Genomic DNA, 12936 nt, shown 5'->3' with positions numbered 1-12936 from the left:
GTGCCCCTGCCCTCCGAAGGATCTTGCGGCGAGCATAACCCCGGTCACCATCCCGGACGCCGCAGATCGGCGCATCTCGATGCGGCCTGGGGACAGTGGGAGATCTCCTATCAATTGCGGCCGTCGTTCTGGGGTGGCGGCCTGGCATCGGCGATGATCAACGCCCTGGTCGAATGGTTCTTTTCGCACATGGAAGAGGAGATCCTCATTGCGGTGACACAGGACGCCAACGAGCGATCGACGAGGCTCCTGGAGCGCACCGGCGCGACGTTCCAGCACCGGTTCGTGCAGTACGGTGCACTCCAGCGGCAGTACGAGTTCCGGCGCACGTCCCGCCCCCAGGGGTGACCGTGGGTAGCAGGCGAGGCTCGGCCAGCCGAGCGCGGCAGCAGCCGGGAGGGTACGGTCGGATGGTCGCCGCGTCGGGATTTTCCTCGCGCGGGGTCGGGTCCAGGTGCCCCGGCGATGGTGGTAGTCGGCTGTGACCTGGGGTTATGTCTGGCAGCGTCGCTGCTCGCCGGATCGCCACAGACCGTCGCAACTCAACAAACTAGGCTGCACTAGCGGCGACTCCGGCGAACTGGACTCCCGGCGGCACTAATAGACGATCGTTGATATTTCGTTTCGTAGCTGTAATACTTCTGGAAGCGCTCCCAGACGGATCTTGAGCGCCGATGAAGGAGGATGCACAGTGCGTTCACACCACCACGACCAGTCTGGCCGGCGACCCCGGTCCGCCGCCCACCAGTCCCTCCGAGCGCTCGTCCTGGTGCTCGCCATGGTGGCCGGCTCGCTGGCCTGGACCGGAGCGGCCCAAGCTCACGGCACCATCGTCAACCCGGCATCTCGCGCCTACAAGTGCTGGCAGGCCTGGGGAAGCAACCACACCAACCCGGCCATGCAGCAACAGGACCCGATGTGCTACCAGGCGTTCCAGGCCAACCCCGACACCATGTGGAACTGGATGAGCGCGCTGCGGGACGGTCTGCGCGCCAACTTCCAGGGCAGCACCCCGGACGGCCAGCTGTGCAGCAACGGCCTCTCCAGGAACAACAGCCTGAACCAGCCCGGAGCGTGGAAGACGACCAACGTCGGCCGCAGCTTCACCGTCCAGCTCTACGACCAGGCCAGCCACGGCGCTGACTACTTCCGGGTCTACGTCACCAAGCAGGGGTTCAACCCGGCCACCCAGCGCCTCGGTTGGGGGAACCTCGACCTGATCACCACGACCGGCCGGTACGCGCCCGCCCAGAACATCTCGTTCAACGTCTCGACCTCGGGACGCACGGGACACCACATCCTCTTCGTGATCTGGCAGGCGTCGCACCTCGACCAGGCCTACATGTGGTGCAGCGACATCAACATCGCCTGATCGGCAAGACCGACAGTCGAGTCTGACCCGGCCCAGGACATCGTCCTGGGCCGGTTCAGTTTTTCCGGAACGTTGCCCAGCCGGGCCGGCGCCGAGCGAGCTGACGGAGCGTAACCGTTCCTCTGTGGTCGGTGATTGACAGAACGATCACGACGGCTTCAAGATTATCCAGCCCGGGCAGTAGGCAACGATCGCCGCCGCTCCAGGTGGCTGTTGCATCCTGCGTGTCATCCAGCGGCCCGTCGTGTCCCCGACGGCCGGCCCCGCAAGGGGAGAACTGCGCAGAAAGGTTGCAACGCCATGTCAGATCTTCCTGGCCCCGGCTGGCGCCGCCGCGTCCTCGTCGCCGCGTCGGCCGCCCTCGCCGGCCTGCTCCTGGTCAGCCCGGCCACGGCGGGCGCGCCGACCCCGACCCCAGCCGGTTCCGACACCGGCGAACACCTCGATCTCGGCCGGCTCGCGGGCGAGGCGGCGAGCGTCGTGGAGGTCCTGCTCGCCGACAGCGGTGAGCTGGACAGGCTGGTCGCCACCGGCGTCGACCTCGACCACCACGTGAGCCGCACCGCGAGCGGCATCGTGGTGCACGCCGTCGTCACCCCGAACGAGGTCGCCACGCTGCGGGCCGGCGGCTACCGGCTCGGCGACGTACTCTTCACCCCCGCCGACTCGGCCCGCCGGATCGCCGAGCGCGAGGCGACCATCGCGGCCCACACGGCCGAGAACGAGGCGCTGCGCGAGACCCAGTCCCGCCGGGACGCCCAGGCGCCCGCCGACGTCAAAATCATCCGGGCCGACTACTACACCTCCGGCACCGACCAGGTGCTGTCGGTGGAGGCGAAGTGGGCGCAGGGGCAGACCGCCACCGACGTCCTCACCGTCACCCGGGACAGCGGCCCCGGTACGCCGATGGGCTCCGGCGGTACCCAGACCATCGCCCGCTTCGTGGACGCCGGGGTGTACCTCTACCACCGTGGCGCCTCGACGGTGACGGCCCGGCCGAACTACATCCAGATCACCAGCCCGAGCGGCGACGTGGCGGTGGCCAAGGTGAACCAGTGGCTGCCCATCCCGAGGGAGAACCCGGAAGGTCCCGGCTACCAGAAGGACTTCGTCTCCAGCTACCTGACCCCGACCGAACTCTACGATCGGATCCACCAGCTCGCGGAGCAGTACCCGAGGCTGGCCGAGATCGTCGAGTTGCCGTACAAGACGAACGGCTACCGGCGTAAGGCGCAGGCGGTGCTCGGCACCGCGAACCCGAGCCGGGTCGCGGTCGACTCCAGGGCGTGGGGACACGAGGGCGGCAACGACATCACCGTCGAGTTCGCCGACCCCGGCGCCTCCGACCAGCTGTCGGTGCAGGTGACCGGCAACGCCATCCGGGTCAGCCTCGGTACCGACGCCTCCGGCACGGTGACCAGCACCGCCGCCGAGGTCGTCGCGGCGTTGAACGCCACCGCCGGATCGCTCGTCGTCGCCTACACCTACCGGGGCGACACCGGCGCCGGTGTGGTCGCGCCGGCCGCCTCGACGCCGCTGACCGACGGGCTGAGCGCGCCGGCCAGCGTCTCGCGTGACCCGCATCCGGTGTACGCGATCAGGATCGGCAAGGACCGCAGCACCAGGAAACTGGGTGTCCTCGCGTACGCCCAGGAGCACGCCCGGGAGTGGGTGCCGCCGCTGGTCACGATCGAGACCGCCGAACGGCTGCTGCGCAACTACGGTCACGACCGCAAGACCAGGGACCTGCTCGACAACCTCGACATCTGGATCGCGCCGTCGATCAACCCCGACGGCGGGCACTACTCGTTCTACGACTTCAACTCGCAGCGCAAGAACATGACGAACCACTGCCCGCAGACCGGGTCGGCGGACGCTCTCGGCCGCAACTCCTGGGGCGTGGACAACAACCGGAACTACACCGAGTACAGCCTCTTCGACGGCTACTCGGGCGCCTCGTCGAGCTGCACCAGCGGCACCTACGCGGGACCCGGCGAGCTGTCCGAGCCGGAGAACCGGAACCTCGACTGGCTCGCCTCCCGACCGAACATCAAGTTCTCGATGAACCTGCACTCCTCCGGCAACTACTTCATGTGGTCGCCGGGCGCGTACGCGACGCCGGGCCGGATCTCGGCACCCCGGCCGACCCTCGGCGAGGAGTCGTTCTTCTGGGGCGCCTCGTCCCGGATCCTGACCTCGATCAAGCGGCACCGGAACATGGCGGTCACGCCGGCCCGTACCGGCCCGATCTCCGACGTGCTCTACTCGGCCGCCGGGAACTCCGGCGACATGCTCTGGTACAGGTACGGCATCTACGCCTGGAACTTCGAGGTCGGCACCTCGTTCCAGCCGGAGTGGGCCGAGGCGCACGACGAGACGATGGAGTTCGCCAACGGACTCGTCGAGCTGATGCGGGTGGCCCGGGACTTCGACACCGACCGCAGGCGGCCGGAGAGCGGCCTCTCGGTCACCCGCAGCGCCACGCCCGGGATGGTGGACGTCAGGTTCGAGGTGAGCGAGCCGGCGGCGGTCTTCTACACCCTGGACGGCCGCAAGCCGACGTACTCGTCCACGCTCTACGGCTCGGCCGGCATCCGGGAGGGCGGCGAGACCCTGACCGTGCGGTACGGCACCAGGATCCACTGGTTCTCGGTGGACGCGGCCGGCAACGTGGAGAACAACTACCGTCCGGACGGTCGGGGCAAGAACTATCGCAAGGGCGTCGCCATCCCGCCCCGGCGGTGACGACGGCTCCGACCCGACCGCGTGGCGGCCACGGCACCTCCGGGTACCGTGGCCGCCACGTCGCGTCAGGTGGGCGTGCGGCGGTTCCGGGCGCTGGCGGGTCCCGGCCGGGTTGCGCCGGACCTGCCGATCACCTCACGGACCGGGCGAGCAGGTCTGCCACGGCGGCGCGTACCGGATCGGGGTCCGCCCAGCTCCAGTTGGGGTGGGCCCGGTTGGTGAGCAGGGCCAGCACGAGTTTGCGGGCGGGGTCGACCAGCAGCGAGGGTCCGGCGAAACCGGTGTGGCCGAAGGTGTGCGGGGAGGAGAGCCGGCCCATGAACCAGGGCTGGTCGAGGACCACGCCGAGGCCGTGCGCGGAGCTGCGGTGCGGGCGGTCCGGGTCGACGGCCGGTTTGCCGGCGTTGTGGTTGCGGAGCATCCGGGCCACGGTCTCGGCGGCCAGGATCCGGGTCCCCCGGTAGCTGCCGCCGCCCAGCAGGAGTTGGCCGATCGCGGCGACGTCGGTGGCGGAGGCGAAGATGCCGGCGTGTCCGGCGATCCCGCCGAGGTGGTTGGCGACGTCGTCGTGCACGGTGCCGCGCAACAGGCCTCGGGAGGATCGGGCGTCGGTGGCGACCAGCCGGGTGGCCCTGGCGGTGGCCGAGAGCCAGGTGTTGGGGACGAAGCCGGTGTCGCGCAGGCCGAGCGGCCCGGTGAGGTTGCTCTTCAGGGCCTGGTCGAGGCGCTGTCCGGTGACCTTCTCCACGATCTTGCCGGCGACCATCAGACCGACGCTGGAATAGCGGAACGTGTCGCCGGGTGTCGCACCGGCGAGCAGCGGGGTGCTCAGCACGGCGTTCCAGCGGGCCGTGTTGTCCGGCAGGCCGGTGACCTTGGCGCCGACCGGGAGGCCACTGGTGTGGGTGAGCAGCATCTCGACGGTGACGCTGTCCTTGCCGGTACCGGTGAAACCCGGCAGGTAGCGGCGGACCGGGGCATCGAGGTCGACCCGGCCCCGCTCCACCTGCTGGAGCAGCAGGATCGCGGTGTAGACCTTGGTGACCGAGGCGAGGTCGAAGATCGAGTCGGGGCGCATCGGGACCCGTTGACCGGCCGGCAGGAGCTTCGGCCCGGCGCCGTAGCGCAGCGCCTCGCCGACCGCCGTGTGCACGGTGGCGACCCCTCGGACCAGGACCGTGGCGATCGCGCCGGGAAAGCCGCTGTGCTGGAAGGTGCTCGCGGTGGCGGGTAGCTGCCGCTTGAGCAGGGCGGTCACCTCCGCCGCGTACCCGAGGCGGTTGCCGGGCACCGGTTCCGGCGCCCCCGCCGGTCCCGGGGCGCCGCCGGGGGTCGGCGTACCGGTCGGCGCGGTACCGGCGACGTCCGCGCTTCCGCTCCCGGTCGTGCGCGTCCGGCCGCCTCCGCCGCTCCACGCCGCGTCGGGTGCGGTGCCGTCGGGGCGATCGCAGCCGGCGAGGGTGGCGGTGGCGGCGGCGAGACCGGCGCTGACCAGGGTACGGCGGGTGATGCCCATGGCGGTGATCCTGACAGCCTGCGGTTCCTGGCACCACCGACCCGCCGTCCAGGGTTGTCGGTCTGTCCGGCCGGCGTGACCCGGGTGCCTCAGCGGGTGACCGGACGGGTCTGGGTGAACAGGCCGCTGTAGGCGTTCAGGGCCGGCTGGCCGCCCAGGTGGGCGTAGAGGACGGTGGACTGCTCGGGGATCTCGCCGCTGGTGACGAGGTCGATCAGCCCGGCCATCGACTTGCCCTCGTAGACCGGGTCGATGATCATGCCTTCGAGCTGGCCGGTGAGCAGGATCGCCTCCAGGGTGGACTCCACCGGGATCCCGTAGCGGTCGCCGGCCCACCCGGGCAGGACGGTGATCTCGTCGTCGCGCAGCGGCCGGGTGACGCCGATCAACTCCGCGGTGGCCCGCGCGATCCGGGCGACCTGGGCCCGGGTCTCGTCGAGCTTGGCGCTGGCGTCGATCCCGATCACCCGGCGTGGCCGGGCACCGGCCTGCTCGGCGGCGGCGAACCCGGCGATCATGCCGGCCTGGGTCGAGCCGGTCACCGCGCAGACCACGATGGTGTCGAAGAAGACGCCGAGTTCACGCTCCTGCTGCTCGACCTCGTACGCCCAGTTCGCGAACCCGAGGCCGCCGAGCCGGTGGTCGGAGGCGCCCGCCGGGATCGGGTACGGCCTGCCGCCACGGTCCCGTACGTCCTCGATCGCGCGCTTCCACGAGTCCTTGAACCCGATGCCGAAGCCGGCCGGGTCGAGCCGGACCTCGGCGCCCATGATCCGACTCAACATGATGTTGCCGACGCGGTCGCTGACGCAGTCGGGCCAGTCGACCCAGTTCTCCTGCACCAGCACCGCCTTCATCCCCAGCGACGCGGCGACGGCGGCGACCTGCCGGGTGTGGTTGGACTGGTAGCCGCCGATCGACACCAGCGTGTCGGCGCCCTGCGCCAGCGCGTCCGGGACGATGTACTCCAGCTTGCGGGTCTTGTTGCCGCCGTAGGCGAGCCCCGCGTTGCAGTCCTCGCGCTTGGCCCAGATCGACGCGCCCCCGAGGTGGGCGGTCAGGCGCGGCAGCGGGTGGACCGGGCTCGGCCCGAAGGTCAGCGGGTGGCGGGGGAAGTCGGAGAGGGCCATCGTCACTCCTCGGTGGTCGGCAGGGTGCGCCAGGTGTCGAAGGCGACGGCTGCGGCCCGGTCCGCGTCTCCGGCGGCGCAGAGCCGGATCAGCTCGTCGTGTCGGTCGAGCGAGGCGCGGCCGGCGAGCGAGGAGAAGCGCAGCCGTTCGGCTCGCCGCAGCACCGGGGTGAACTGTTCGAGGACGGCGGTCAGCGCCCGGTTCGAGGTGACGCTCACCGGGACGGCGTGCAGGTCGTCGTCGGCCCGCAGGGCGGCCTCGACGTCGCCCTGCTCGATCGCGGCGCCGAACCGGTGGTTGGCCTCGCGCATCGCCTCCAGGTCGGCCCGGGTCAGGCTGCCCACCGCCTCGCGTACGGCCAGCTCGTGCATTGCCGCGACCACGTCGCGGGCGTCCCGGACGGCGCGCAGGTCCAGTGAACTGACCGTCGTGGAGCGTCCCGGCCGGGCCACGACCAGCCCCGCTTCCGCCAGTCGCAGCAGCGCCTCTCGGACCGGGGTGCGGCTGACTCCGAGCCAGGCGGCGAGTTCCACGTCGCGGAGCTGCTCGCCGGGTGCGAGGCTGCCGTCGACGATGACGTCCCGGAGCCGGTGGTAGACGTCGTCGCGCAGCAGTCGACGGTCGATCGCGGGCGCGTGGCTGGGGACGGGCATGCAATATATTGCACATCGCCGGGATGATCTGACAAGCCCCGGAGCCCGCGCGACCGGTTCCCACCCGGGCGGCCGGCCGGGGAAACTCCCGCAATGAGATTCACATATTTGGATGCGTCGAGTACGCTCACCGCGGGAGCCACCCAGCCACCGCGGGCAGCACACGAGTCCTGCCTGCGGTTCCGAGATCATTGACGTTGGTGTCGGCGCGTGTTTCCTCGTGGGCCAGGGCATCCCGTCGAGCGACGCAGGCGTCGACGGAATGCTGGAGCACAGATGAAAGCTGCACGAAGAGCCCGCCGTCTGATTTTCGGTGCGGTCGCCGTACTCGTCACCGGGCTCACGATGGTCGTGATCAACCAGGCCGGCCCGGCCTCGGCGCACGGATCGGTCACCAACCCGCCGTCCCGGAACTACGGGTGCTGGGAGCGCTGGGGTGACGACCACCTCAACCCCAACATGGCGCAGACCGACCCGATGTGCGCCCAGGCCTGGCAGGCCAACCCGAACACGATGTGGAACTGGAACGGCCTGTTCCGGGAGAACGTCGGCGGCAACCACCAGGCCGCCGTCCCGGACGGGCAGCTCTGTAGCGGCGGCCGTACCCAGGGCGGGCTGTACGCCTCGCTCGACGCGGTCGGCGCCTGGGTCGCGAAGCCGATGCCGAACAACTTCACGCTGACGCTGACCGACGGGGCCCGGCACGGTGCCGACTACATGCTGATCTACATCACCAAGCAGGGCTTCGACCCGACCCGCCAGCCGCTCACCTGGGGCAACCTGGACCTGGTGCTGCGTACCGGCAGCTACCCGACCACCGGGCTGTACGAGGCGCAGGTGAACGCGGGCAACCGCACCGGCCGGCACGTCGTCTACACCATCTGGCAGGCGAGCCACCTCGACCAGCCGTACTACCTGTGCAGTGACGTGATCTTCGGCGGTGGCGGCGACCCGACCAACCCGCCGCCGACGAACCCGCCGCCGACGAACCCGCCCCCGACCACTCCGCCGCCGACCACCCCGCCGCCGTCGGGCAACGGCGGCTGCACCGCGACGTACGCGAAGACGAACGAGTGGGCGGGTGGCTTCGGCGCCCAGGTCACCGTTCGGGCCGGCAACGCCGCGATCTCCGGATGGACGGTGGGCTGGACCTGGCCCAACAGCCAGAGCATCACCAACTCGTGGAACGCGACGATAACCTCGTCCGGGTCATCGGTGACCGCCACGAACGCCGGTCACAACGGCGCGTTGAGCGCCAACGGCAGCACCAGTTTCGGGTTCAACGGTTCCTGGAACGGCACGAACACCGCACCGACCCTGACCTGTACGGCCAGGTAGCAGCAACCGTGACGGGGGTGGCACCGTTCGGTGCCGCCCCCGTTGCGCCGCCCGGAGCCGGTCAGCGTGAGTAGTACTCGACGATCAGTTGCTCGTCGCAGACGACGGGTATCTCGGCGCGGACCGGCAGCCGGTCGAGGCGGGCGGTCAGGCCCGCCAGGTTGACCTCGAGGTAGGGCGCGGGGCGTGCCGGGGCGTGTGCGCCGGCCGCGGCGGCGAGGAACGGCGTCTTGTCGCGGCTCCGCTCGGCGATCGCGATGGTGTCACCGGGGCGCAGCCGGGCGGAGGGTCGGTCGACGCGCCGGCCGTTGACCGTGACGTGCTGGTGGGTGACGGTCTGGCGGGCCTGGTAGATGGTCCGGGCGAAGCCGGCCCGCAGCACGAGTGCGTCGAGCCGGGTCTCCAGGTCGATCAGGAGTTCCTCACCGGTCTTGCCGGGGCGGTGCGCCGCCCGGTCGAACGCACGCCGCAGTTGCCCCTCGCGCAGGTCGTACTGCGCCTTGAGCCGCTGCTTCTCCAGCAGTCGGACCTTGTAGTCGCTCTCCTTGCGCCGTGCGCGGCCGTGTTGCCCGGGTGGGAAGGGGCGGTTCTCGAAGTACCGCACGCACTTGGGCGTGAGCGGGATGCCGAGGGCGCGGGAGCGTCTGACCTTGGGGCGTGTCTGGTTCATCCGTGATCTCTCCTGTGTAAGGTGAGCCTAACCTAACTGGAGGCGTCATGTCTGGCAACCAGCCCGCTCCCGCACCGGCCGCGACCCCGGCCGAACGCCTGCACTCGCTGCTCGTCGCGGCAGGCTCGCTGAGCCTGCGTACGCCCGGACACCGGGCGGAGCTGATCGGACGGCACCGCCTGGCATCCGGACGGTTGATCGTCGAGCTGCCCCCGGCAAGCTGCCTCGCCCGGCACCTGCGCCAGTCGGGCGAGCTGGCGGCACTGGTCGAGGCGACGGATCTGGCACCCGTCCCGATTCGTGACCGGATCCGGGCCCGCGCCACCCTCACCGGCTGGTTGACCGTGGCCGAGGGCGCCGCCGACGCGGAGCTGCCGGCCGTACTCGAGCCGGCCACGGTCGAACTGGTCACCGCCGACACGACCATCCCGATCGACCCGGCGGAGTTCGCCGCCGCCCGGCCCGATCCGCTGGCCGACAGCGAGGCCGACCTGCTCTGCCATCTCAACGACCACCACCCCGAGACGCTCGCGCGGTTGTCCAGGCTGGTGCCGCCACGCCGGCTGCACGGGGTACGCCAGGTCCGTCCGCTGGCGCTGGACCGGTTCGGCATCGTGCTCCGGCTGGAACATCCGGGCCACGACTCCGACGTCCGGCTGCGTTTTCCGGTACCGCTGCGGAGCGCGGACCAGTTGGTGGAGGCGATCGAGGCGATGCTGCACGGCAGCCACGCCGCCGCCGCGTCCGACGACGGCGACCGGCCCGGCGGCCGGGTCGGCTGACCGGCCCGTCAGCGCGGTGACCACAGGCTGTCCCGGGTCAGCCGACCATCCGGTCGCACATCCGCCACAGCCGGTCGGCCCTCTCCGGGTCGATCGCGTAGTCGGCGACGGACGAAGCGAGTTCCGCCTGGTCCGTGGGCTGGATGGCGACCGGGGTGGCCTCGGCGCAGTCGTTGAAGTAGCGACCGGTGACGCCGGAGAGCAGCGGCGAGGTGGCCAGCAGCACGGAGGTGGCCGCGCCCTGCTGCGGACTCTTCTGTAGCTCCACGGGAACACCCAGGTCGCCGCCGATGTACTGCTGGAGCCCGGTCGGGATGGCGCCCGGGTTGAGGGCGTTGGCCGTTATCCCCAGCCGGGCCCAGCGGCTGCCGGCGGCGACGGCGAAGAGCGCCACCGCGGTCTTGGCCTGCCCGTACGCCTGCTGCGGGTGATAGGGGCGGGAGAGGTAGTGGATGTCCTGGAAGATCACGGGGGAGAGGTGGTGGGCACTCGAACTGACCGACACGATGCGGGCGCCCTCGGCCCGGGCCAGCGCGTCACGCAGTCCGACGGCGAGCAGGTAGTGCCCGAGGTGGTTGACGGCGAACTGTTCCTCCCAGCCCTGCGAGGTGCGGCGCAGCTCGGGCAGGGCCATGATGCCGGCGTTGTTGACCAGGATGTGCAACGGCCCGTCCCAGGCGTCGACGAAGGTCCGGATCGACGAGACGCTGGTCAGTTCGAGGGGGACCACCCGCACGTCGGGGTTTCCGGTCGACGCCGCGATGTCGGCGGCCACCTGGCCGGCGTTGTCGTCCCGGGCGGTCACCGTCACCTGCGCCCCGGCGCCGGCCAGCGCCCGCGCCGTCTCCAGGCCGATGCCGGAGACTCCGCCGGTGACGATGGCCCGGCGTCCGGACAGGTCGATTCCGGCGACGACCTCCTCGGCGGTGGAGTGCCGCCCGAACGGTGTGACGATCCGTGCCATGATCCGTCTCTCGGTTGGTTCACTCTCGGGTGGTCCCGCCCGGCAACCGTCCGTACCCGCCGCAGCGCGCTCCCCGTGCGCCGCGCGACGGGCGGTCCGCGTGGCGGTGCCGGTACCGGTCGCGCCCACGCTTCGCTCCCCATGATCGTCCGCCTGTCGGCCCCAGCATTCCCGTCCGGCACGACTTCAAGCGCCGGGCGCTGCTTCGGCGGTTGGCCTCCCGTGGCGGGGCGCGAAGATTTCGACCCAGCGTCCGGAAACGCGCCAGTCGACCGGGTCGGGCGGGCTCCCGCGTACCCGCGATTGGCATATGCCGGATCCGCCCGCCGTCGCCGTACTTCCTTCCTATCGTGGCACTGTGGTGGCCCGCAGACCGTCCGGGCGACGGTGATGAGCACCCAGCGGGTCGGCAAGGTTCGCGGCGCGCTGGTCGAACGGTGGCGCCAACTGCGGGCGGTCGAGATCGTCGTGGTGCAGAGCGCCGTGGCGGCGGCGCTGGCCTGGTTCCTCGCCGCGGAACTGGTCGGCAACCCACAGCCGGTGTTCGCCCCGATCGCGGCCATGGTCACCCTCGGGATCTCCTCCGGTCAGCGCCTGCGCCGGGCGGTGGAGCTGGTGCTCGGGGTGACCGCCGGCATCGCCGTCGGCGACGGGCTCATCTATCTGATCGGGACCGGCTCGTGGCAGATCGGCGTGGGCGCCGTCCTGGCCATGACGGTGACGATCCTGGCCGGTGGGTCGGCGGGCGTGGTCTCCCAGGCGGCCACCTCGTCGGTACTGGTGGCCACGCTGCGTCCGCCGACCGAGGGGATCTACTTCACCCGCCTGATCGACGCGTTGATCGGCGGCACCGTGGCGTTGGCGGTGATGGCCCTGCTGCTGCCGGTGAACCCGGTGACCGTGGTGTCGCGGGTGGCTCGGCCGGCACTCGACGTACTCGTCGACAGCCTGACCGGGACGGCGCGCGGCCTCGCGGAGCGCGACCAGGACCGCGTGCAGGAGGCGCTGGCCGCGTTGACCCGTGGCGAGGAGAAGCTCGACGAGTTCTACGACGTGCTGCCCGAGGGCAGGGAGGCGGCCACCATCGCACCCCTGCGCTGGCGGTCGCGGGCCGCGTTGCAGCGGTACGTGAAGGCCGCCGAATACCTCGAACGGGCGGTACGCAACGCCCGGGTGCTCACCCGGCGGGCGGTGACGCTGCTCCGCGACGACGAGCCGGCGCCGGCCGAACTCGTGGCCTCGCTCTGCGCGCTGGCCGAGGCGGCCAGGGTGGTGCAACGCGATCTTCGTCGCGGTTCGCTGCCGAAGGCGTCGAAGCTGGTCTGCCACGCCGTCGAGCAGGCGAGCGTGGCCTACCGGCAGGGTCTCGGCTTCTCCGGCAGCGTGGTGGTGGCGCAGGTCCGCGCGATCGGCACCGACCTGCTCGGCACGACCGGGCTGCCGCACGACGAGGCGGAGCGGGAGGTACGCCGGGCCGGCGGCAGGCCGGGAGACAGCTTCGAGGCCACCGACTCCACCGGTGGTACGGCGAATCCGACCGGTGCCAACCGGCGTCCCGACGAGGGCGGCAGCGGCTGAGCGGATCGGGCGGCGCCGGCTGAGCGGCTCGACAGTGCCCGGGCGGGCGCGGGGTGGGGAGGTGCGGGACCCGTCACCGGGCACTGTCCCGGAGCCGTCGGTTCCACGGCCGTGTCGGGGTCTCCGGCGACCGTTGCCGGGCGATACGATCGGCCGTGGATGAGCGCATCGTCGCGGTGGGCTGTCCG

Annotated in this window: 11 protein-coding genes; 6 read left to right on the top strand and 5 right to left on the bottom strand. The window is 71.1% G+C overall.

Features of this window, described 5'->3' with window-relative positions:
• From C6361_RS07760 to C6361_RS07750, 3 genes are all read left to right on the top strand, one after another.
• Positions 1-348 carry a GNAT family N-acetyltransferase gene (locus C6361_RS07760; RefSeq protein ID WP_107267280.1) on the top strand — a complete coding sequence of 116 codons (348 nt, stop codon included), beginning with the start codon at positions 1-3 and terminating at the stop codon, positions 346-348.
• A gap of 343 nt (positions 349-691) precedes the next feature.
• On the top strand, positions 692-1372 hold the full coding sequence (locus tag C6361_RS07755; RefSeq protein ID WP_199853287.1) for a lytic polysaccharide monooxygenase: 681 nt from the start codon (positions 692-694) through the stop codon (positions 1370-1372).
• Between the two features lie 300 nt (positions 1373-1672).
• Positions 1673-4117: a M14 family metallopeptidase gene (locus C6361_RS07750; protein WP_107267279.1), complete on the top strand. Its 2445-nt coding sequence runs from the start codon at positions 1673-1675 to the stop codon at positions 4115-4117.
• Between the two features lie 130 nt (positions 4118-4247).
• Here C6361_RS07750 and C6361_RS07745 read toward each other — a convergent pair whose 3' ends face one another.
• The 3 genes from C6361_RS07745 to C6361_RS07735 form a co-directional block, all read right to left on the bottom strand.
• Entirely contained in the window at positions 4248-5633 is a 1386-nt protein-coding gene (locus tag C6361_RS07745) for a serine hydrolase (RefSeq protein WP_107267278.1), read from the bottom strand.
• Between the two features lie 89 nt (positions 5634-5722).
• On the bottom strand, positions 5723-6763 hold the full coding sequence (locus tag C6361_RS07740) for a 1-aminocyclopropane-1-carboxylate deaminase (RefSeq protein WP_107267277.1): 1041 nt from the start codon (positions 6761-6763) through the stop codon (positions 5723-5725).
• A 2-nt stretch (positions 6764-6765) separates the two neighbouring features.
• Complete coding sequence (locus C6361_RS07735) at positions 6766-7416, bottom strand: GntR family transcriptional regulator (RefSeq protein ID WP_107256726.1); 651 nt, start codon at positions 7414-7416, stop codon at positions 6766-6768.
• 276 nt (positions 7417-7692) lie between these two features.
• Between C6361_RS07735 and C6361_RS07730 the strand changes: the two genes are divergently transcribed.
• The gene (locus tag C6361_RS07730) at positions 7693-8754 is read left to right on the top strand and encodes a lytic polysaccharide monooxygenase (protein WP_107256725.1); all 1062 of its coding nucleotides are present in this window, start codon (positions 7693-7695) and stop codon (positions 8752-8754) included.
• Between the two features lie 61 nt (positions 8755-8815).
• Here the strand turns inward: C6361_RS07730 and rpsD are convergent, their stop codons facing one another.
• Positions 8816-9424: a 30S ribosomal protein S4 gene (rpsD, locus tag C6361_RS07725; RefSeq protein WP_107267276.1), complete on the bottom strand. Its 609-nt coding sequence runs from the start codon at positions 9422-9424 to the stop codon at positions 8816-8818.
• A 47-nt stretch (positions 9425-9471) separates the two neighbouring features.
• Here rpsD and C6361_RS07720 point away from each other — a divergent pair, with 47 nt between their 5' ends.
• Positions 9472-10206 carry a DUF2470 domain-containing protein gene (locus tag C6361_RS07720; RefSeq protein ID WP_107267275.1) on the top strand — a complete coding sequence of 245 codons (735 nt, stop codon included), beginning with the start codon at positions 9472-9474 and terminating at the stop codon, positions 10204-10206.
• A 37-nt stretch (positions 10207-10243) separates the two neighbouring features.
• Here C6361_RS07720 and C6361_RS07715 read toward each other — a convergent pair whose 3' ends face one another.
• Entirely contained in the window at positions 10244-11170 is a 927-nt protein-coding gene (locus C6361_RS07715) for an SDR family NAD(P)-dependent oxidoreductase (RefSeq protein ID WP_107267274.1), read from the bottom strand.
• 390 nt (positions 11171-11560) lie between these two features.
• Here C6361_RS07715 and C6361_RS07710 point away from each other — a divergent pair, with 390 nt between their 5' ends.
• On the top strand, positions 11561-12748 hold the full coding sequence (locus C6361_RS07710) for an aromatic acid exporter family protein (RefSeq protein WP_159079230.1): 1188 nt from the start codon (positions 11561-11563) through the stop codon (positions 12746-12748).
• Positions 12749-12936: the final 188 nt, after the last annotated feature.

It is taken from the genome of Plantactinospora sp. BC1, from assembly GCF_003030345.1.
Lineage (GTDB): Bacteria > Actinomycetota > Actinomycetes > Mycobacteriales > Micromonosporaceae > Plantactinospora.
The sequence above is the reverse complement of the archived record's forward strand: the minus strand, read 5'-3'. Positions and strand labels throughout refer to the sequence as shown.

Coding starts and splice junctions, on each gene's coding strand:
- C6361_RS07710 (WP_159079230.1), top strand. CDS start 11,561: ATGAGCACCCAGCGGGTCGGCAAGGTTCGCGGCGCGCTGGTCGAACGG.
- C6361_RS07735 (WP_107256726.1), bottom strand. CDS start 7,416: ATGCCCGTCCCCAGCCACGCGCCCGCGATCGACCGTCGACTGCTGCGC.
- C6361_RS07720 (WP_107267275.1), top strand. CDS start 9,472: ATGTCTGGCAACCAGCCCGCTCCCGCACCGGCCGCGACCCCGGCCGAA.
- C6361_RS07730 (WP_107256725.1), top strand. CDS start 7,693: ATGAAAGCTGCACGAAGAGCCCGCCGTCTGATTTTCGGTGCGGTCGCC.
- rpsD (WP_107267276.1), bottom strand. CDS start 9,424: ATGAACCAGACACGCCCCAAGGTCAGACGCTCCCGCGCCCTCGGCATC.
- C6361_RS07750 (WP_107267279.1), top strand. CDS start 1,673: ATGTCAGATCTTCCTGGCCCCGGCTGGCGCCGCCGCGTCCTCGTCGCC.
- C6361_RS07715 (WP_107267274.1), bottom strand. CDS start 11,170: ATGGCACGGATCGTCACACCGTTCGGGCGGCACTCCACCGCCGAGGAG.
- C6361_RS07740 (WP_107267277.1), bottom strand. CDS start 6,763: ATGGCCCTCTCCGACTTCCCCCGCCACCCGCTGACCTTCGGGCCGAGC.
- C6361_RS07745 (WP_107267278.1), bottom strand. CDS start 5,633: ATGGGCATCACCCGCCGTACCCTGGTCAGCGCCGGTCTCGCCGCCGCC.